The organism is Streptomyces sp. NPDC013317 (assembly GCF_055563155.1).
Map to the genome: position 1 here is coordinate 146,422 of NZ_JBVHDX010000001.1, position 20,022 is coordinate 166,443.

Sequence of the window (20,022 nt, forward strand, 5' to 3'; positions counted from 1 at the left end):
TTGCCCTGGTTGCGGTGGGCCTCCAGATCTGCTTGGGACCGGGACGCCTCCGCCAGCCATGCACTGCACAAGGAAGTCGCACAGCTGTGGCGTCAGCTCGAAGACGCCACCGTCGGCGACGCCACGGACGAGGAACAGGCTTCCGTCCTGCGCGCCCTGGAAGGCATCGAGAAGCGGCTCACCCGCACCGCGGCACAGCTGGAAACCTGACGGCGCGCCACGGCGGGGAATTGGCAGGCCCCTACGTGTCTGTCCGGGAACGAGACGAGGGGCCCGCACCGATCGCCGGTGCGGGCCCCTCGTCGTACGGGCGTCAGTCCTGCTTCTTCCTTCGCGTGCCGAAGACGATCTCGTCCCAGCTCGGGACCGCCGCCCGGCGGCCCGGGCGGACGCCGTCCGCCTCGGCCTGACGGTCCGTCGTGCCGGTGAGACGGTCGCGGTGGCCCGACACCGCGCGCGGCATCAGGACGTCGGCGTAGGCCGAGCCGGCGCCGGCCGAGGCCGCCGGGGCCGGCGGTTCCTCCGCCTCCGGCTCGTCGGTCGGCTCGGTGGAGGCCGGGTCGGCGCCGCGGTCCGGGACGACCATGTCGCCACGGAAGCTCGGCACCGCCTCCAGCAGGCTGGTCAGCGAGTCCCGTTCCTCCTCCGGATCGGGAACCGGCGCCGGACGCTCGATCTGGCGGTCGAGCGCGCGGTCCAGCGGACGGTCGCGCGGCAGCCGTGCGATCCGCGGGACGAAGGGGAAGCTCGGCTCCGGCGCGGCGGCGATCGTGTCGTCGGTCTCGCCGATCAGCGCGCGCGCCTCGTCGTCCACGGCCTGGACGAGCCGCCGGGGCGGGTCGTACGTCCAGCTGGCCGTGTGCACCTCGCCCGCCACGCGGTAGACGAGCAGCACCTCCCATGTGCCGTCGTCACGGCGCCAGGAGTCCCACTGCACGGTGTCCTTCTCGGCGCCGCGCAGCAGCAGCCGCTCCTGCACCGCCTCGCCGAGCTGAGGACCGGTGTTCTCGCCGGGCCGGCGCACGGGCGTCTTGCGGGCCCGCTCGGCCATGAACGCCCGCTCCGCGAGCACGGGGCCCTCGAAGCGCCGTACGCGGTCGACGGGGATCCCGGCGAGCTGGGCGACCTCCTCGGCGGAGGCACCGGCACGTATCCGCGCCTGGATGTCGCGGGGGCGGAGGTGGCTCTCCACCTCGATCTCGATCTGACCGAGCCGCGCGCGGTCGTTGCGCACGGCGGCGCGCAGCCGCTCGTCGATCGGAAGCGTGTACTCCGTGCTGTCAGCAGCCTTCAGCACCAGTCGTGTGCCGTCGTTGGAGACGGCCACGACACGCAGTTCGGGCATGGGGACCTCCCGGGTGGTGCCTGCCGACGTCACGTGCGTCGCTGCTTCCGCTAGTCGAGTGTGGCCTGCCCGGGTGCAGCCTGCCACAACCTTGCCGAGTTGCCCGGCGTGTCGGGCCTGGACCCTGGAACGCCGTTATGGCACGGTTACCCGTCTGCGACGCAGAGTGACCGATGGTCACGCTCTGCAGCGGGCTACCGCGCGATGCCTTGGCGCCGCCGGTTCGAGTGCCGTTTTCGGCCCCCTCCCCGCGTCCCGGCACCCATGAGGGAGCCCAGACCCAGGGATCGCCACAGTACTCCATTCGGGCCACCTGGGTGGACCGGCGCGCCGCCCAACTTCTCCGGGGGTACGGGAGTTGAGTCTCCGTGGTCGCCGCCGCCGCGTGGCGCTCTTCACAGAAACCGCAGAAACGGAACTTTTCACTTCGCCCATTTGTCCCTTCTGGGTATGGATCACGAGAAGAACGGTGAGAAGAAGAAGCTCGACCTGAGCATCGCTCAGGTCTCGGGCTCCGCGGTCGCCGCGGTCATCGCGGCCAAACTCGCCTCCACGCTCGGCGTGTACGGCACGATCCTGGGCGCGGGTGTGATCAGTGTCATCGCGACCTGCGGCGGCTCGGTCTTCCACCACCTCTTCACGCGCACGGGGGAGCAGATCCGGGAGGTCACCGTCCCCGCCGAGCCGTCGAAGCCCCAGGCGCTCCGGACGACTCCCGACCGGACCCAGGTCCTCACGGCCGTCGGCGGGCCCGCCGCGCCGCCGTACGACGGGGAGTTCGGCTCGGCGACCACGCACGGCACGCGCGTCCGAGGCTGGAAGCGCTCCGCCGTCGGCGCCGCGCTCGTCTTCCTGGTGGCCATGGGAGGCATCACCGCCTACGAACTGATATCCGATCAGGACTTCAGCGGCACGAAGGGGCGGACGACCTTCGGCTCGGTCGTCCGCGGCGACGGAGAGGCGAGGAACGGGACGGCGCCGTCCGACGACGAGCCGACGCGGCAGCAGGGGCGACCGGCGCAGCAGGACGACGGCGGCACCCCCGCCGACGGCGGGACGCGGGGCACGGGCGAGAGCGCCGCCCCCGACCCTTCGCCGACCCCCTCCGGCTCCACGGGCGAGGACCCGACGCCCACACCGCCCCCGACCCCGCCCGTGACGCCGACGCCCACTCCGGCGCCGTCGGACCCGACTCCGACGCCTCCTCCGACTCCCACGGGCACGCCGTCCGCCGGCGCGGGCGCCCCGGAGGACGGGGCACCCGCCGAATGACCGTCAGTCGCCCAGTACCCGGCGCAGATAGTCGTTGGCGAAGAGCCGAGCGGGGTCGAGCCGGTCACGCAGCGCCGTGAACTCGCCGAAGCGCGGGTAGACCTCGGAGAAGTAGGCGGCGTCCCGGGTGTGCACCTTGCCCCAGTGCGGCCGGCCGCCGTGCGCGGTCATGATGCGCTCCACCGCGGTGAAGTAGGCGCGGTGAGGCGTGCCCTTGTAGAGGTGCACGGCGATGTACGCCGTCTCCCGTCCCGAGGCCGTGGAGAGCGCGATGTCGTCGGCGGGCGCCGTCCGCACCTCCACCGGGAAGCTCACCTTCAGCGGAGAGCGCTCGACCATCGCCTTCACCTCGCGCAGCGCCGAAACGGCGGCCGCTCGCGGCAGGGCGTACTCCATCTCCATGAAGCGCACCCGGCGCGGGGACGTGAAGACCTTGTACGGGATGTCGGTGTACGTACGGGCCGACAGCGCGCGGCTGGAGACCTTGGCCAGCGAGGGGATGACCGGAGGGACCGCGCGACCCAGCGAACAGGCCAGCTGGAAGACCCCGTTGGAGAGCAGCTCGTCCTCGACCCAGGAGCTGACCTTCCCGGGCGGGGCGGCGGGACCCGCGCTGCGGTTGTTGCGCTTGGTGTTGCAGTTGTCCGTGTGGGGGAACCAGTAGAACTCGAAGTGCTCGTTCTCCGCGTGCAGCGCGTCGAACTCCGAGGTGACCCTGTCGAAGGTCATCGGCTCCTCGCGCGCGGTGAGCAGGAAGACCGGCTCCACCGCGAAGGTGATCGCCGTGACCACGCCGAGCGCGCCGAGTCCTGTCCGGGCGGCGGCGAAGACCTCCGGATTCTCCTTCCCGGAGCAGGTGAGCAGCTGTCCGTCCGCGGTGACCAGCTCCAGCTCCCGGATCTGCGCGGCGATGGAGGCCGAGTCGCGGCCGGTGCCGTGCGTTCCGGTGGAGGTGGCCCCGGCGACCGTCTGCTCCATGATGTCGCCCATGTTCGTGAGCGACAGACCCTCGCGTGCCAGCGCCACGTTCAGCCGCTTGAGCGGAGTGCCGGACTCCACGGTCACGGTCATCGCCTCGCGGTCGATCCGCCGGATGCCGGTCAGCAGGTCCGGGCGGATCAGCACCCCGTCCGTGGCGGCGATCGCGGTGAAGGAGTGCCCGGTGCCGACCGTCTTCACCCGCAACCCGTCCGCGGCCGCCTGACGCACCGCGTCGGCCAGCTCGTTCGCCGAGGCGGGCGTCACCTCCCGCGCGGGGCGGGAGGTGACGTTCCCCGCCCAGTTACGCCACGGGCTGTTCGTCGCCCTCGTGCTCGTCCACCGCTTCGTCGGCGTACTGCTCACGCTGCCCCTCCCGTGTCGGCACCGGCCTGCCCAGCCGGCGATACCCCAGGAGACCCACCGCGACCGCGAGCGCGCCCGAGACGACGGGCACCACGTACGCCGCTTCCGCGCCCGACGCGTCGACCACCCAGCCGGCGGCCGAGGAGCCGAGCGCCACTCCGACGGCCAGCCCGGTCCCTGTCCAGGTCATGCCCTCGGTCAGCTTGGTGCGGGGTACGTGCGCTTCGACGAGGGCCATGGAGATCACCATCGTCGGTGCGATGGAGAGGCCCGCGACAAAGAGCGCCACGGCCAGCAACGGCAGGTTCCCGGCCAGTAGGAGGGGGATCATACTCACGGCCATCGCACAGACACCCAGGAACCACATGCGTGACGGCTCGCCCTTGAGGTGCAGCAGACCGAAGACGGCGCCGGCCAGACACGAGCCCAGCGCGTAGACCGCGAGCACCAGGCTGGCGGCCGCCTTGCTGCCCTGCTCCTCGGCGAAGGCCACGGTCACCACGTCGATCGAACCGAAGATCGCGCCCGTGGCGACGAAGGCCAGGGCCAGTACCTGCAGTCCGGGGGAGCGGAGCGCGGAGCCGCCCGAACTTCCGTCGTGCGGGTGGGGCGTGGGCTCGGTGGCGGTCAGCGAGGTCAGCCAGAAGACACCGACGGCGAGGAAGACGGCCGCGAAGAGCGGGCCGGCCTCGGGGAACCAGATCGTCGACAGACCGATCGAGATGATCGGCCCGAAGATGAAGCACACCTCGTCGACGATCGACTCCCAGGAGTACGCGGTGTGGAGCCGGCGGGCCTCGCCGTGGTAAATCGCCGCCCAGCGGGCCCGGGTCATCGCCCCGAGACTCGGCACACTGCCGATCAGGGCCGTGAAGACGAACAGCGACCAGTCGGGCGCGCCCAGCTGGACGCAGAGCAGCAGCCCCGCCGCCGCGGCCAGCGAGACGAGCGTGACCGGGCGCAGCACGCGCCGCTGGCCGTAGCGGTCGACGAGCCGGGAGACCTGCGGGCCCAGCACGGCCGCGGACATCGCCATGGTCGCGGAGAGCGCGCCCGCGAGTCCGTACCGCCCCGTGACCTGGGAGATCATCGTGACCACACCGATGCCCATCATGGACAGCGGCATCCTGCCGACGAAGCCGGCGACCGAGAACGATCTGGTGCCGGGCGCCGCGAAGATCGCGCGGTAGGGACTGGGCAAGGGGATCTCCGGGGCGTTCGCTCAACACGTGTAATTAATAGCTAAAGCCTACGGCGTTGAACTCGATGGCGCACCAACTTTCTCGGTCGGGGCGGGCCGTCGGCCGTCACAGGGGGGTGGGAGGATCGGTGCCATGTCCGATCAGCACGATCCCGCACCGTACGACGCCCTCCTGCTTCTCTCCTTCGGCGGCCCCGAGGGCCCGGACGACGTCGTCCCGTTCCTCGAGAACGTCACCAGAGGCCGGGGCATCCCCAAGGAGCGGCTGAAGGAAGTGGGGCAGCACTACTTCCTCTTCGGCGGCGTCAGCCCGATCAACGACCAGAACCGCGCGCTGCTCGACGCGCTGCGCGAGGACTTCGCGGAGGCCGGGCTCGACCTGCCGGTCTACTGGGGGAACCGGAACTGGGCGCCGTACCTCACCGACACCCTGCGGGAGATGGTCACCGACGGCAGGCGCCACATCGCCGTCCTCGCCACCAGCGCCTACGCCTCGTACTCCGGCTGCCGCCAGTACCGCGAGAACCTCGCCGACGCGCTCTCGGAGCTGGAGGCGGAAGGCTTCCCGCTGCCCCGGGTCGACAAGCTGCGGCACTACTTCAACCACCCCGGCTTCGTCGAACCCATGGTCGAGGGCGTGCTCACCTCGCTCGCCGAACTCGACGAGTCCGTCCGGGCCGGCGCCCACCTCGCCTTCACCACCCACTCCATCCCCGACTCGGCCGCCGACTCCTCCGGTCCCCTCGGCGAGCACGGCGAGGGCGGCGCCTACGTCAAGCAGCACCTGGACGTGGCCCGCGTGATCGTCGACGAGGTCCGCCGCAGGACCGGCGTCGAGCACCCCTGGCAGCTCGTCTACCAGTCCCGCAGCGGCGCCCCCCACATCCCCTGGCTGGAACCGGACATCTGCGACCACCTGGAGGAGCTGCACGGCGCCGGCGTCCCGGCGGTCGTGATGGTCCCGATCGGCTTCGTCTCGGACCACATGGAGGTCCTCTACGACCTCGACACCGAGGCCACCGCCAAGGCCACCGAGCTCGGCCTCCCGGTGCGGCGCTCGGCGACCGTCGGGGCCGACCCCCGGTTCGCCGCCGCCGTACGGGACCTCGTCCTGGAGCGCGCGTCGAGTGAGCGCGGTGCCCGCGTCGAGCGCTGCGCCCTCGGCGCCCTCGGACCCTCCCACGACCTCTGCCCGATCGGCTGCTGCCCCGCGCGGGCGGAGCGGCCCGCGGCGGCCGGCGCCGACAGCCCGTACGCCTGAGGAGCCCCTGTGACCGAGCCCGTGAACCCCGCCTCGACCGGCGCCCCGGACCCCGCCCTGCTGACCGAACTGCTCGGCCTCGCCCTGGAGGCCGGGCGCCGGGCCGGCGCGCTGCTGCGCGACGGCCGGCCGGACGACCTGACGGTGGCGAAGACCAAGTCCAGCCCCATCGACGTCGTCACGGAGATGGACATCGCCGCGGAGAAGCTGATCACCGGCTTCCTCGCCGACCACCGGCCGGACGACGGCTTCCTCGGCGAGGAGGGCGCCGCCAGCCCCGGTACCAGCGGCGTCCGCTGGGTGATCGATCCCCTCGACGGGACGGTGAACTACCTCTACGGCCTGCCGACCTGGGCGGTCTCCATCGCCGCCGAGCTGCACGGCGAGACCGTCGTCGGCGTGGTCGAGGCGCCGATGCGGAACGAGACGTACCGGGCGGTGCTCGGCGGCGGAGCGCACCTCGGGGGCCGCCGCCTCGCGGTCCGTCCCGCGCCGCCGCTGGACCAGGCGCTGATCTCCACCGGGTTCGCGTACGTCCAGACCCGTCGCGCCCGTCAGGCGGACATCGCCCAGCGGATGATCCCGCTGCTGCGCGACATCCGGCGCGGAGGGTCGGCGGCGATCGACCTGTGCGACGTCGCCGCCGGCCGGCTCGACGGCTACTACGAACGCGGCCTCAACCCCTGGGACCTCGCCGCCGGGGACCTCATCGCCCGTGAGGCGGGCGCCCTGACCGGTGGACGGCCCGGTGAGCGCCCGTCGGGCGATCTGGCCGTCGCCGCCCCACCCGGTGTCTTCGAGCCCCTCCAGGAGCTTCTGGAGGACCTCGGCGCCTGGCACGACTGAACCCCGGCGGGACGGTCGCGCGGCGGCCGTCCCGGAAGGCGGTCGCTCGCGGGACGGCCCCGACCGAGGACGCGAAGAGGCCCCGGTGTCGATGGACACCGGGGCCTCTTCGAGTCAGGGGTCAGGCGCTGGCGGCGCCGACCTCCACGCCGTGCTCGGCGGCGAGTCGGTGCAGGTCGTCGAGCTCGGCCTGCTCGACCTCCGCGAGGAAGTCGTCGCCCGTCTCGCGTGCCCGTGTGAGGTCGGTCTGCGCAGCGCTTATGCGCTGCAGCAGTCCTGCGGTGAAAGCGTCCATCGTGCGCCCCCTCGTCATGGGTCGGTGGCACGGGGGTGTGCCGAGGGTGGGTGGATCACACGCTGCTACCTCTGGGGGACAGAGCGGCATGTGGCGTGCCACGTACGTGCCACATTCAGGGCGTGATCACGGGGTGTGCAGACGTCCTCCCCCGGAGTTTCCTCACAGAAACCTCAACTGGCCCGTGAAGTCAGGTGAATTCTTCGTACGCCCCCTCCAACCCCGCCCGCGCTTCCACGCGCCCCCGACCTTCCCGGAGCCCCTCCCTCCCCGCCTGTACGCCGCCTTACAGCCGGTTTACGCGCGTACGGGGCAGGATGGACACGCACAGTCAGTGCTCACCATCGCCCGGTCCGCATCAGTGGCAGGGGCCCGTAGGAAGGAATGACCGACGTGCGCGTACTCGTCGTCGAGGACGAGCAGCTGCTCGCCGATGCGGTGGCCACCGGACTGCGCCGGGAGGCCATGGCCGTCGACGTCGTGTACGACGGCGCCGCCGCGCTGGAGCGGATCGGGGTGAACGACTACGACGTCGTCGTCCTCGACCGCGACCTCCCGCTGGTCCACGGCGACGACGTCTGCCGGAAGATCGTCGAGCTCGGGATGCCCACGCGCGTCCTGATGCTCACCGCCTCCGGTGACGTCAGCGACCGTGTGGAAGGCCTGGAGCTGGGCGCGGACGACTACCTGCCGAAGCCCTTCGCCTTCACCGAGCTCACCGCGCGCGTGCGCGCGCTGGGCCGGCGCACCACGGTGCCGCTGCCGCCCGTTCTGGAGCGCGCCGGCATCAAGCTCGACCCGAACCGCCGTGAGGTCTTCCGAGAGGGCAAGGAGGTCCAGCTCGCCCCGAAGGAGTTCGCGGTCCTGGAGGTCCTCATGCGCAGCGAGGGCGCGGTGGTCTCGGCCGAGCAGCTCCTGGAGAAGGCCTGGGACGAGAACACGGACCCGTTCACCAACGTCGTACGGGTCACGGTCATGACCCTGCGCCGGAAGCTGGGCGAGCCGCCGGTCATCGTCACCGTCCCCGGCTCCGGCTACCGGATCTGACCCCGTGGCCGCGACCCCCGCGCCCCCACAGGCGCCCCCGAAGCCGACCTGGGACCCCAGGGACCCGGTCAGGCCGCTGCTCCGGCCGACCATCCGGATACGGCTCACGCTGCTCTACGGCGGGATGTTCCTGATCGCAGGCATCCTCCTGCTGTCGATCATCTACCTCTTCACCGCGCAGGCCCTCGGCGACAGCGCATCCGAGCTGCCCTTCAAGGTCGTCAAGGGCGAGGTCCAGCCGACCACGTCCTGGTGCCAGCTGCCCGCCACGGGAACCGGCGAGCAGCTCAACGAAGCCGTCTCCGCCTGCCTCCAGCACCAGCGCGACCTGGCGCTCGACGATCTTCTGCGGCGCTCCCTGTTCGCCCTCCTGGGACTGAGCATCATCGCCTTCGCCTTCGGCTACGCCATGGCCGGCCGGGTGCTCTCCCCGCTGGGCCGGATCACCCGGACCGCCCGCCAGGTGGCCGGATCCGACCTGGCGCGCCGGATCGAGTTGGACGGCCCGGACGACGAGCTGAAGGAGCTGGCCGACACCTTCGACGAGATGCTGGAGCGGCTGGAGCGGGCCTTCACCGCCCAGCAGCGGTTCGTCGCCAACGCCTCGCACGAGCTGCGCACGCCGCTGGCGATCAACCGCACGCTCCTGGAGGTGCACCTCTCCGACCCCGGGGCGCCCGTCGAGCTCCAGCAGCTCGGCAAGACCCTGCTCGCCACCAACGAGCGCAGCGAGCAGCTGGTCGAGGGCCTGCTGCTGCTCGCCCGCAGCGACAACCAGATCGTCGAGCGCAAGCCGGTCGACCTGGCGGAGGTCGCCTCGCGCGCCGTCGACCAGGTGCACGCGGAGGCCGAGTCCAAGGGCGTGGAGATCCGCGCCGAGTGCGAGCCGGCCGTCGTCCAGGGCAACGGCGTCCTGCTGGAGCGGATCGCCCTGAACCTGGTCCAGAACGCCGTGCGGTACAACGTGGCCGAGGGAGGCTGGGTGGAGGTCGCCACGCGGACCGAGCACGGCCAGGCGCTCCTGGTCGTCTCGAACACGGGTCCCGTCGTGCCCGCGTACGAGATCGACAACCTCTTCGAGCCGTTCAGACGGCTCAGGCAGGAGCGCACCGGGAGCGACAAGGGCGTCGGACTCGGCCTGTCGATCGCGCGTTCCGTCGCGCGCGCCCACGGCGGCCGTATCATCGCGGAGCCCCGCGAAGGCGGCGGGCTCGTGATGCGTGTCACTCTCCCGATCTGACACACTTCGGGTACCAGCCGGTTCCGTTCGCTTTGCGCGGAATTTCGGATCCCGTTCCTGAGACGCTCATGTGTGATCGATCACAGGGGTGCGCATCCGACACTCCACTCTCCGTGATCGAGAATTCCAGTGGAAAACCCGGAAAAGTCCGGGTTTCCGGGGCTCTGGATGACGGGAAGTACACGGGGTGGCGCCCGTGAAGGACGGCAGGTGGACCGTGTACGGTCCCGTTCGCCACCCAACGCCGATCACTCGTGAGAGGGCCGGTTGGGTGTCGATTGAGTAACAGACCTTGATGTGAGGCAAAATCTCCGCCTCAGGTCGGGCACAAGTCCGGCCTCTCACGCGTTACGTGCGCTGGAGACACCGCAACCACCCAGAGGGGGAGAGCGACATGGCAACGGATTACGACACCCCACGCAAGACCGACGACGACGTCGATTCGGACAGCCTTGAGGAACTGAAGGCCCGCCGGAACGACAAGTCCACCTCGACGGTCGACGTCGACGAGTTCGAGGCCGCCGAAGGCCTCGAGCTGCCCGGCGCGGACCTCTCGAACGAGGAGCTCGCCGTCCGGGTCCTGCCGAAGCAGGCCGACGAGTTCACCTGCATGAGCTGCTTCCTCGTGCACCACCGCAGCCAGCTGGCTCGGGAGAAGAACGGTCAGCCGATCTGCCGCGACTGCGACTGAGATCGGTCGGCCGTGGCAGGCGACACACCGTCTCGGAAGCGTCGCTTCCGGCTTCCCAGGAGGCCGGAGGCGAATCAGGGCGGCAACGCGGCGGCGGAGGGTGCCCAGGAGGCACCGGAAGCCGAGGAGACCGCCCTCCTGCCCTCTCTCGGCGCACGTGACGACGAGCGGGGCCGCTCGGCCTCGCTCGAAGCGGCAGCGTCCGGCACACCGACGTCCGGCGTGTCCGACGCCGACGTGTCGGGTGCGCCCGGAACCGACGCGTCCGCGTCACCGGTACCGGCGGAGCGGGGCGGACGCCGTGCCGGCGTCGGCCGGCGCCTCACCGAACCGGCCCGCGCCCAGCTGGACCGTATGAAGCTCGACCGCGCGCGGATCGACGCCGTCAAACGCGGCGTGAAGCGTGGCGGCGAGAGCGCCAAGGCCGGCATCGGCTATCTCGCCGACCGGATCATCGAGATCGCCCCCCGCGTGCCGGTGCGGGACCTGGCGACCCTCCGCAAGCACTTTCCGGGGCTCGGCCCCGAGCAGATCGCCGACAAACTCGTCGCGGGCGCCTGCAACGCCAGCTCGACGGTCGGCGCCGGCATCGGAGCGGCCGCCATGCTCCCCGTGCCTCCCGCGATGCCCGCGGAACTGGCCGCGGAGATCACCGGAGTCGCCGCGATCGAGATCAAGCTCATCGCCGAGCTGCACGAGGTGTACGGGCACCGGCCGCCCGGCACGCTCACCCAGCGGTCCACGGCCTATCTGACCTCGTGGACGGAGGAGCGGGGCATCGACCCCACCAGGCCCACGACCGTCAACGCGGCCCTCGGCGGGCAGCTCAAGCGCGAGCTGCGGCAGCAGATCATGAAGCGCATGGTGCGCAACCTGCCCAACCTGATGCCGTTCATGGTCGGCGCGGCCGTCGGAGCCGTCATGAACCGCCGCGACACCCGCAAGCTCGCCCAGCACGTCCGCAAGGACCTGCGTGCGCGCCAGGTGCCCTGGGACGCCCTGGAGGGACTGCCTCCGCTGGAGCAGCCCGAGAACCCCAAGGAGATCGGCTTCTAGCCCCCGGGTGCGGGCGCCGGCCCTCGGTGCGGGCGCCGACCCCTCGCTTCCGGGCTAGCCCTCGGTGCGGGCCGGATCACCCTCGGCGCGGGCCGCCTCGACGGCCGCGGCGAGACCCTCCGGGTCACGGCTGGAGAGGTACACGTAAGGCGTCGGGTCCTCGGGGTCCGTGACCTCGATCCGTACGGCACCCGGCACATAGCTGCGCAGCAGCATGAAGGCGCGCGGGTCGGCCTTGAACGTGCGCCAGGCCCGTGCCTCCTCCGCGTCCAGCACCTCCGGCGTCCCGAGCGCCGAGACCGGGATACGGGCGTCCCCCGCGACGAGCGAGCCGGCCACCACCCGGATCCGGGCGGAGCCGTACGAGGAGACGCCCACGGCCGCCAGCGCGCCCGCGGTGATCAGCCCGCCCAGCGTCGCCACCGTGCCCAGCGGGAACATCACCAGACCGCCGCTCAGGGCCAGCAGAACCGTGATGACCCACCACGAGCCGGGAGCGGTCAGCCGCTCGTCGAAGCGCGGCGCGGCAGTCGGAACGGGGGAGGCGGGGGAAGGCTGCATGCGTCCAAGCTTGGCACGGCGCGACCCGCGGCCGACCTCGCGGGTAAGGTCTGCGCCTGTGACCGCAACATCTCCCGCCCTCACCCCGCCGGCCGACGCCATACCGCCGGTACGCCACCCCGACGCGCCCGCCCCCGGCGAGCTGCTCGGCGCGCACTACGAGCACTGCTTCGGGTGCGGTGGCGGGCAGCCCCACGGCCTCCACCTGGAGGCCCGGGCCGGCGAGGGCGTGACCGTCACGGCCGAGTTCACCGTGACCCCCGACCACCAGGGCGCCCCCGGCCTCGCGCACGGCGGCGTCCTCGCCACCGCGCTCGACGAGACCCTCGGCTCCCTGAACTGGCTGCTGCGCGTCATCGCCGTCACCGGACGCCTGGAGACGGACTTCGCCCGGCCCGTCCCGGTGGGCACCGTCCTCCACCTGGAGGCCGAGGTCACCGCCGTGCACGGGCGCAAGATCTACTCGACCGCCGTCGGCCGGATCGGCGGGCCGGAAGGCCCCGTCGCGGTCCGCGCCGACGCCCTCTTCATCGAGGTGAAGGTCGACCACTTCATCGACAACGGCCGCCCGGAGGAGATCCAGGCCGCCATGTCCGACCCCGACCAGGTCAGGCGCGCCCGCGCCTTCGAGGTGAACCCCTGATGCGCAACCCTGTCGACGTACTGATCCGGCGAGTGGACCCGGACGTACCGATCCCCGCCTACGGCCACCCCGGTGACGCCGGCGCCGATCTCGTGACCACCGAGGCGGCCGTCCTGGCCCCCGGTGAGCGGGCGGTGCTGCCCACCGGGGTCTCCATCGCCCTGCCCGACGGCTACGCCGCCTTCGTGCACCCGCGCTCCGGGCTCGCTGCCAGGTGCGGAGTCGCCCTCGTGAATGCCCCAGGGACGGTGGATGCCGGGTACCGTGGAGAGATCAAGGTGATCGTGGTCAATCTCGACCCGCGTGAGAGCGTGCGGTTCGAACGGTTCGACCGGATTGCCCAACTGGTCGTCCAGCAGGTCGAGAAGGTGCGCTTCCACGAGGTGGCGGAGCTTCCCGGCTCGGCGCGGGCCGAGGGGGGCTTCGGGTCCACCGGCGGTCATGCCGCCGTGGACGGCACAACGGGTGGGAATCGATACGCTTCGGTCGTATCCGACCGGGAAGGACAGTGACGTGTTCGGACGTCGCAAGAAGAGCGGTGCCGCTGAGGACGCAGCGGGCGAGGCCGAGCAGGTCGTCGACGAGGTCGACACTGACGACACGGCCGGTGCGCCGCGTCGGGTGAACCTTCCGCCGGCGCCCCGGCCCGACGGACCGTGGGACATCTCCGAGGTCTCCAAGCCCGAGGACGGGCGCGTGGATCTCGGTGGCATCTTCGTGCCCGGAGTCGAGGGCATGGAGCTCCGGGTCGAGGTGGCGGGCGACGCGATCGTCGCGGCCACCGTCGTGCTGCGCGACAGCGCCGTGCAGCTGCAGGCCTTCGCGGCACCGAAGAAGGAAGGCATCTGGGGCGAGGTCCGCGAGGAGATCGCCTCGGGCATCACCCAGCAGGGCGGTGTCATCGACGAGGTCGAGGGACCGCTCGGCTGGGAGCTGCGGGCCCAGGTCCCGGTGCAGCTGCCGGACGGTACCGGCGGAGTGCAGCTCGTGCGCTTCGTGGGCGTCGACGGCCCGCGCTGGTTCCTGCGCGGAGTCATCTCCGGTCAGGGCGCGGTGCAGCCGGAGGCCGCCGGCCTCCTGGAGCAGATCGTCCGGGACACCGTGGTGGTCCGTGGCGACGGCCCGATGGCCCCCCGTGACCCGATCGTCCTGAAGCTGCCCAACGACGCCCAGATGGTGCCGGACGGCGTGCAGCAGGAGGAGCAGGAGGGCTCGCGCTTCTCCGGCGGCATGGGCCAGCTCCAGCGCGGGCCGGAGATCACCGAGGTCCGCTGACCCCGCTCCGTAGCCCCTGTAGAACGAGGCCGGTGGGCCGCATTCCGAACACCTTGTCCGGAATGCGGCCCACCGGTGCGTTTCCGCCCCTGGCCGGACCGCCCCTCGGCGACCGATACTGACGGGCGCGCCGAGGGGCGCACCCGTTCGACGAGGGGGAGCACAGGGATGAGCGAGAGCAGCGCGCGGACCGGCACGGCGGTCGCCGAGGACCCGGCCGGCGGGCCCATGGTCCGCGTCGAGAACCTGCGGCGCTCGTACGGTACGGACGCGGCGGCCGTCCACGCCCTGCGCGGGGTCTCCTTCGACGTCCACCGCGGCGAGCTCGTCGCGCTCAAGGGGCGCTCGGGCTCCGGCAAGACCACCCTGCTCAACCTGGTCGGCGGCCTGGACACCCCGGACGGCGGCCGGATCACCATCGACGGGACGGATCTCGCGGAGCTCGGCGAGGACGGGCTTCTGGAGCTGCGCCGGGACCGCATCGGCTTCATCTTCCAGTCCTTCGGACTCATCCCGATCCTGACCGCCGCGGAGAACGTGGGCGTGCCGCTGCGGCTGCGCAGGGCGGACCCGAAGGAGCGGGAGGAGCGGGTGGCCCTCCTCCTCGCGCTGGTCGGCCTCGCCGACCACGCGGCGCAACGGCCCGGTGAGCTCTCCGGCGGCCAGCAGCAGCGCGTGGCCATCGCGCGGGCCCTGGCCAACAGGCCGGCCCTGCTGATCGCCGACGAGCCGACGGGGCAGCTCGACGCGGAGACCGGCCTCGCGGTGATGGAGCTGCTGCGCGCGGTCGTCCGCAGCGAGGGCGTCACGGCGCTCGTCGCCACCCATGACGCGCAGCTCCTGGGGCTCGCGGACCGCGTGCTCGAACTGAGCGACGGCGAGATCGTCGAGCACACCCGGTGACGCGGACGCGGTCGCGGACGCGGTCGGCGACATCGACGCGGTAGCGCGGTCGCGGCAGCGGGGGGGGGGGGGGGGGGGGGGGGGGGGGGGGGGGGGGGCGGCCCCCCCCCCCCCCCCCCCCCCCCCTCACTCCGTGGGGACGGGCGGCGGGAAGTCCTGTTCCGCCCAGATGGTCTTGCCGCTCCGGCTGTAGCGGCTCCCCCAGCGGGTGGCCAGCTGCGCGACCAGATAGAGACCGCGACCGCCCTCGTCGGTCAACCGCGCCCGGCGCATGCGCGGGTGGGTGGCGCTGGGGTCCGAGACCTCGCAGATCAGCCGGCCGGCCCGGACGATCCGTACCTCGATCGGCCCCCCGGCGTACCGGATCGCGTTGGTGACCAGCTCGCTCAGCACCAACTCGGTGGTGAAGACGAGCTCTTCGAGTCCCCACGCCCGCAACTGCGCCGTGGCGGCCTCCCGTACGGTGCCGACCGCCGCCGGATCGGCTTCGATCGGCCAGGAGACCGCGTCCTCGGCGGGCACGGCGCGCGTACGGGCGAGCAGCAGGGTGACGTCGTCACCGAGTCCCTGGGTCTGGGACTGGTTCTGGTTCCGGCCCTGCCCCTGACTCCGGCCGAGTCCTTGGCCGGGGCTCGCGCCCTGGGACTGACCGCCTTCGTCGTGGCGGGCCGTGGCGATCTCCCGGCCGAGTTCGCGCAACGGCCGGGCGAGGGCCCCGGGTCGGCCGAGTCGCGCGGCGAGGTCGGCCATGCCCGCGTCCAGGTCGCCGTCCTGCCCCTCGATCAGCCCGTCGCTGTACAGCGCGAGGACGCTCCCGGGGGCCAGCTCGATCTCCGTCGTCTCGAAGGGCAGCCCGCCGACACCCAGCGGGGGACCGGGATCGACGGGCAGGTACGTCACATGGCCCTCCGGGTCCGCCACGGCGGGCGGCGGATGGCCGGCGGAGGCCACCGAGCACCGCAGAGAGACCGGGTCGTAGATCGCGAACACGCAGGTCGCGCCGGTGGGGGAGGAGGGGTGGCCGATGTGCCAGCCCTCGTCGCGGTCGTCCTCGGTGTCCTCGTCGCCGTCACCGCCCCCGTCACCGCCCCCGTCCCCGTACGCGTCCGCATCCTCGTCCCGGCGGTCCCGTTCGTCGGTCTCGGACTCGCTGTCCGACTCGTCCGGCTCGGCGAACAGCTGGGTGACCAGGTCATCGAGATGGGCGAGCAGCTCGTCCGGTTCGAGGTCGAGATCCGCGAGGGTGCGGACCGCCGTCCGCAGCCTGCCCATGGTGGCCGTGGCCGCCAGGCCGTGACCCACGACGTCGCCGACGACGAGGGCGACCCGCGCGGAGGAGAGCGGGATCACGTCGAACCAGTCACCGCCGACCCCGGTCGTGGTGTCGGCGGGGAGGTACACGCCCGACGTGGACGCCGCGGTGGTCTCGCTCTGCGTGGGCGGCAGCATGCTGCGCTGCAGGCCGAGCGCCGCCCGGCGCTCGCGGGTGAAGCGGCGGGCGTTGTCGAGCGCGAGCGCCGCTCGGTCGGCGATCTCGCGCAGCAGGTCCCGGTCGGCGCCTTCGTACGGGCCACGGTCCGGGTGCCGGCCGAGGGACACCCGGCCGAGGACCATCCCCCGGGCGCGCAGCGGCGCGGTCATGAACGTCGAGTACCCGCCGACACTGCCGATACCGTCGACCCCGCCTGCGCCCGCACCGGCGCCCCCGCGGTCGGCGGTTTCCGCGTCGCCGTCGACGGCGACGAGGGCGGTGCGCGCCCGGGTGGCGTCGGCTCCTGCCGCCGGCTGCCCCGCCACCGCCGTACGGCGCAGACGCAGCCGTCCTCCGGGGCCGGGCACCGGCTCCTCGCCCAGCATCACCGCGTCGGAGATCTCCACGACGGCGAGATCGCCGAGGCCCGGCACCAGTGCGTCGGCCAGTTCCCTGCCCGTGTCCCGGACCGAGAGTGAACCGCCGACGTTCGCCGTCGCGCGGTGCAGCAGCGCGAGGCGCTCGCCCGACCGGCGCAGCTCGGTGACGTCGGTGAAGAGGGCCGTGACGCCCAGGACGTGCCCGTCGGGTGCCTGCAGGCGGAAGGCCGAGATCGAGATGATCACCCCTCCGGCCGGGTCCTCGACGGTCCGCAGGATCTCCTCCGTACCGATCGACGGCCGGCCCGTTCGCAGCACCTCGCGCAGCTTCTTCTCGATCGCCGCCGCGTCTCCCGGCCAGAGGAACTCGCTCAGCCGCCGCCCCCGGAGGTCGCGCGGCACACCCGTGTACGGAAGGAGATGGGTGTTCGTCCGCAGGAGCCGCAGCTCCGCGTCGAAGACGGCGAGCCCCACGCGGTCCTGGAGGAACAGCTCCCTGACGAACGCACGGTCCTGGTGCCAGCGGGCGGCCAGCGGAGCGGGGGCGGCCAGGACGAGACATCCCCCGCCCGCCCCGCCGGCACTCTCGCCGTCGTCGTCGCCGTCGTCCGGCGCGTCGGCGGCGAGAGCGAAGGCCTGGTAGACGACGGGGACGCCCTCACCCCCGCCCCTGCGCAGCACGGTCTCGCCGCCCGCCTCGCCCCGGCTGTACGCCGCCACGAGCGCCCGCCAGGCCGCGGGGTCCGCGAGGAACTCGTGCGCCGGGCGGCCGACGGCATCGGCGGCCGCCCGGCCGAGCAGCGCCCGGGCTTCCGGCGACCAGCCGCTGATCCGCCCCCGGGCGTCGAGCAGCGCCCCGGCCGTGCCCTCGGGGAAGGGCAGGAGGCTGTCACCCGGGAAGGGCGTCTCGTTCACGGGGCCTCCCCCTCTCGGCTCCGCCCGGTCTCGTGCGGCGGCTGGGCCCGGGCGATCAGCAGCGCCACGTCGTCGTGGTCGTCGGGGCCGCGCAGCGCACCCAGGAGCAGGTCGCAGGTCTCCTCCAGGGGGAGGGACGACTGACCGAGCAGGTCGGTGAGGGCCGTGAGCCGTACGTCGATGTCCTGGTCACGGGTCTCCACCAGGCCGTCGGTGTACAGCACCAGCTCGTCGCCCGCCGCGAACTCGATCTCCTCGGTCTCGAAGGGGACGCCGCCGACGCCCAGCGGCGCACCCGTCGAGAGGTCGAGCAGGCGGGGTGGCAGCCCCATCGGGACGTGCACGGGCGGCGGATGACCGGCATTGGAGAGGCGGCAGGTTCCCCGCTCGGGGTCGTACACGGCGTACAGGCAGGTGGCCATCTCGTCCAGGTCGACGACCGTCCGGTCCAGCTGGGTCAGGACCACGGAGGGCGCCAGTCCGAGCCCGGCGAGCGTGCGGGCCGCCGTGCGCACCTGGCCCATCGTCGCCGCGGCCTTGATCCCGCTGCCCATCACGTCGCCCACGACCAGGGCCGTCTTGCCGTCCGGGAGCGGGATCGCGTCGAACCAGTCACCGCCGACCTCGACCGCCTCGGAGGCCGGCTGGTAGCGGTAGGACACGTCGAGCCCGTTCAGCCGTGCCGGGCCGTGCGGCAGCAGATGGCGCTGGAGTGCCAGCGCGGCCTGGCTCTGGTGCCGGTACCAGCGGGCGTTGTCGATGGCCACGGCCGCGCGGGCCGCCAGCTCCCCGGCCAGCAGGACGTCGTCCTGGTCGAACGGCACGGAGTTCCGCGCCCGCTTGAGGTCCAGCACCCCGAGGACGATGCCGCGGGCACGCAGAGGGACGGCGAGGTACGAGTGGACACCGGCCTTCCGCAACAGCGCGGCCGCCGGCCCGGCCCGGGCGATACGGGTCAGATCACTCTCCGTGACGTTCTCGACGAGGACCGGGCGGCCGGTACGGGCGCACTGGGTGACCAGCCGCTCGATGCCGTAGCGGGCGGGCTGGCCGACCGGGTCGGCCGCCTCCTCCGCGGGAGTCGGGTAGGCGGCCTTGACCGCCAGGGCGCGGAACACGGCAGGACCCGAGGCCCGCGTCCCGCCGGGGTGCGGTCCGGTCAGGATGTCCTCAAGGACGTCGACGGCGGCGATGTCGGCGAACTCCGGGACGACCAGATCCGCCAGCTCGTGCGCGGTGAGGTCCAGGTCCAGGGTGGTGCCCACGCGCTCGGACGCGTCCGCGATCACCGCGAGGCGCCGCCTGGCGCGTGCGGCCGCCCGGGCGGCGTGGTGCTGGTCGGTGATGTCCACGACCGAGACGGCGACTCCGGCGACGCGCTGAGCCGAGTTCTCCAGGCGGTACAGCGACACCGACCAGACCTGCTCCCGGCCGCCGGGCCGGTCGGGGCCCCGCACGCTCCTGGACAGGACGGGCACGCCCGTCTCCAGCACGTCACGGAGCGCCGCCTCCAGGGCGTCGCCGTCCGGTGACGTCAGCGCCTCGCGGAACGTACGGCCCAGATGGCCGGCGGCGGTCCGGCCGTCGATCTGTTCGAGTGCCGGGTTGACCAGGACGAACCGGAGGTCGGAGTCGAGGACGGCCAGGCCGATCGGGGAGTGGGCGACCAGCCGGGAGGAGAGCGCGAGGTCCTGTTCCACGCGCCTCGCCGTTCCCGCGTCCGTGGCCAGACCGAGCGCGTAGAGCTGCCCCTGGTCGTCCTGGAGCCTGGTGTTGCGGAACTCGACCGGGATCGTACGGCCGTCCTTGTGGCGTACCGAGAAGATGCCGGACCAGGGCGTGCCGGCCCATGGTCCCCGCACCGACATCACCCGCTCGAACAGCGAGAGCGCCTGGTCGCGGTGGCGCTCCTCGACCAGCAGCCGGGCAGCAGGGCTGCCCAGCGCCTCCGCGGCGGGATACCCGAAGATCGCCTCCGCCTGTGGGCTCCACAGGACGATCCGCCCGCTCGCGTCCACGACGACGGCGGCCACCCCGAGCACATCGAGAAGCCCGCCGGGCTCCACGGCGAAGTCGGGCTTCGCCGGGTCCTGGCCGGCAGGGGGAATCGCCGCCGCACTCATCCAGACCGCATCCCTCCTCCACCCCCCTCCGCCCCGCGGCCACCACGCCGTCGCTGTACGTCGACGGCGCGGACGCGCGGGTCCTCTCCATCATCCGTCAGACGGCGCCCGTCGGCTTCACGGCGGCGACCGGCGGAGCCGCCGTCGCCGTCG

General features: G+C 72.6%; 19 protein-coding genes. 12 read left to right on the plus strand and 7 right to left on the minus strand.

Going from position 1 to position 20,022, the window contains the following annotated elements; translation table 11 throughout:
* Entirely contained in the window at positions 1-210 is a 210-nt protein-coding gene (locus tag ACZ3IJ_RS00590) for a hypothetical protein (protein WP_467465437.1), read from the plus strand.
* Positions 211-313: 103 nt separating this feature from the next.
* Here the strand turns inward: ACZ3IJ_RS00590 and sepH are convergent, their stop codons facing one another.
* Complete coding sequence (gene sepH, locus ACZ3IJ_RS00595) at positions 314-1,378, minus strand: septation protein SepH (protein WP_467465438.1); 1,065 nt, start codon at positions 1,376-1,378, stop codon at positions 314-316.
* A gap of 417 nt (positions 1,379-1,795) precedes the next feature.
* Here sepH and ACZ3IJ_RS00600 point away from each other — a divergent pair, with 417 nt between their 5' ends.
* Positions 1,796-2,617 carry a hypothetical protein gene (locus ACZ3IJ_RS00600; RefSeq protein ID WP_467465439.1) on the plus strand — a complete coding sequence of 274 codons (822 nt, stop codon included), beginning with the start codon at positions 1,796-1,798 and terminating at the stop codon, positions 2,615-2,617.
* A 3-nt stretch (positions 2,618-2,620) separates the two neighbouring features.
* On the opposite strand, the gene ACZ3IJ_RS00605 is transcribed toward ACZ3IJ_RS00600, so the two are convergent.
* Both ACZ3IJ_RS00605 and ACZ3IJ_RS00610 read right to left on the minus strand, forming a co-directional pair.
* Entirely contained in the window at positions 2,621-3,961 is a 1,341-nt protein-coding gene (locus tag ACZ3IJ_RS00605) for a D-arabinono-1,4-lactone oxidase (protein ID WP_467465440.1), read from the minus strand.
* Entirely contained in the window at positions 3,900-5,162 is a 1,263-nt protein-coding gene (locus tag ACZ3IJ_RS00610) for an MFS transporter (RefSeq protein ID WP_467465441.1), read from the minus strand. The genes ACZ3IJ_RS00605 and ACZ3IJ_RS00610 overlap by 62 nt, the downstream gene beginning before the upstream one ends.
* Positions 5,163-5,295: 133 nt before the next feature.
* On the opposite strand from ACZ3IJ_RS00610, the gene ACZ3IJ_RS00615 reads away from it, so the two are divergent.
* Positions 5,296-6,423 carry a ferrochelatase gene (locus tag ACZ3IJ_RS00615; protein ID WP_467465442.1) on the plus strand — a complete coding sequence of 376 codons (1,128 nt, stop codon included), beginning with the start codon at positions 5,296-5,298 and terminating at the stop codon, positions 6,421-6,423.
* Between the two features lie 9 nt (positions 6,424-6,432).
* Positions 6,433-7,269, plus strand: a complete 837-nt coding sequence (locus tag ACZ3IJ_RS00620) for an inositol monophosphatase family protein (RefSeq protein ID WP_467465443.1) — start codon at positions 6,433-6,435, stop codon at positions 7,267-7,269.
* Positions 7,270-7,390: 121 nt separating this feature from the next.
* Here the strand turns inward: ACZ3IJ_RS00620 and ACZ3IJ_RS00625 are convergent, their stop codons facing one another.
* Positions 7,391-7,564 (minus strand): hypothetical protein, encoded by a 174-nt coding sequence (locus tag ACZ3IJ_RS00625; protein ID WP_352188021.1) that lies wholly within the window; start codon positions 7,562-7,564, stop codon positions 7,391-7,393.
* 393 nt (positions 7,565-7,957) lie between these two features.
* Between ACZ3IJ_RS00625 and ACZ3IJ_RS00630 the strand changes: the two genes are divergently transcribed.
* The 4 genes from ACZ3IJ_RS00630 to ACZ3IJ_RS00645 all read left to right on the plus strand — a co-directional run bounded on the left by ACZ3IJ_RS00630 (position 7,958) and on the right by ACZ3IJ_RS00645 (position 11,598).
* Positions 7,958-8,611: a response regulator transcription factor gene (locus ACZ3IJ_RS00630; protein ID WP_024758527.1), complete on the plus strand. Its 654-nt coding sequence runs from the start codon at positions 7,958-7,960 to the stop codon at positions 8,609-8,611.
* Between the two features lie 4 nt (positions 8,612-8,615).
* Positions 8,616-9,851, plus strand: a complete 1,236-nt coding sequence (locus ACZ3IJ_RS00635; RefSeq protein ID WP_467465444.1) for a sensor histidine kinase — start codon at positions 8,616-8,618, stop codon at positions 9,849-9,851.
* Positions 9,852-10,245: 394 nt separating this feature from the next.
* Entirely contained in the window at positions 10,246-10,542 is a 297-nt protein-coding gene (locus ACZ3IJ_RS00640) for a DUF4193 domain-containing protein (protein ID WP_003955561.1), read from the plus strand.
* A 12-nt stretch (positions 10,543-10,554) separates the two neighbouring features.
* Positions 10,555-11,598, plus strand: coding sequence for a hypothetical protein (locus ACZ3IJ_RS00645; protein ID WP_467465445.1), 1,044 nt, complete (start codon positions 10,555-10,557; stop codon positions 11,596-11,598).
* A gap of 54 nt (positions 11,599-11,652) precedes the next feature.
* On the opposite strand, the gene ACZ3IJ_RS00650 is transcribed toward ACZ3IJ_RS00645, so the two are convergent.
* The gene (locus ACZ3IJ_RS00650; protein WP_467465446.1) at positions 11,653-12,159 is read right to left on the minus strand and encodes a DUF3093 domain-containing protein; all 507 of its coding nucleotides are present in this window, start codon (positions 12,157-12,159) and stop codon (positions 11,653-11,655) included.
* A 58-nt stretch (positions 12,160-12,217) separates the two neighbouring features.
* On the opposite strand from ACZ3IJ_RS00650, the gene ACZ3IJ_RS00655 reads away from it, so the two are divergent.
* From ACZ3IJ_RS00655 to ACZ3IJ_RS00670, 4 genes are all read left to right on the plus strand, one after another.
* On the plus strand, positions 12,218-12,802 hold the full coding sequence (locus ACZ3IJ_RS00655) for a PaaI family thioesterase (protein ID WP_352188026.1): 585 nt from the start codon (positions 12,218-12,220) through the stop codon (positions 12,800-12,802).
* The gene (gene dut / locus ACZ3IJ_RS00660) at positions 12,802-13,314 is read left to right on the plus strand and encodes a dUTP diphosphatase (protein ID WP_030146953.1); all 513 of its coding nucleotides are present in this window, start codon (positions 12,802-12,804) and stop codon (positions 13,312-13,314) included. Before ACZ3IJ_RS00655 ends, dut begins: the two co-directional genes overlap by 1 nt.
* A 1-nt stretch (position 13,315) precedes the next feature.
* The gene (locus tag ACZ3IJ_RS00665; RefSeq protein WP_352188027.1) at positions 13,316-14,077 is read left to right on the plus strand and encodes a DUF3710 domain-containing protein; all 762 of its coding nucleotides are present in this window, start codon (positions 13,316-13,318) and stop codon (positions 14,075-14,077) included.
* Between the two features lie 168 nt (positions 14,078-14,245).
* Entirely contained in the window at positions 14,246-14,980 is a 735-nt protein-coding gene (locus ACZ3IJ_RS00670) for an ABC transporter ATP-binding protein (RefSeq protein WP_467465447.1), read from the plus strand.
* 126 nt (positions 14,981-15,106) lie between these two features.
* On the opposite strand, the gene ACZ3IJ_RS00675 is transcribed toward ACZ3IJ_RS00670, so the two are convergent.
* Entirely contained in the window at positions 15,107-17,746 is a 2,640-nt protein-coding gene (locus ACZ3IJ_RS00675; RefSeq protein ID WP_467465448.1) for a SpoIIE family protein phosphatase, read from the minus strand.
* On the minus strand, positions 17,743-19,869 hold the full coding sequence (locus tag ACZ3IJ_RS00680) for a SpoIIE family protein phosphatase (RefSeq protein WP_467465449.1): 2,127 nt from the start codon (positions 19,867-19,869) through the stop codon (positions 17,743-17,745). Before ACZ3IJ_RS00680 ends, ACZ3IJ_RS00675 begins: the two co-directional genes overlap by 4 nt.
* Positions 19,870-20,022 lie beyond the last annotated feature (153 nt).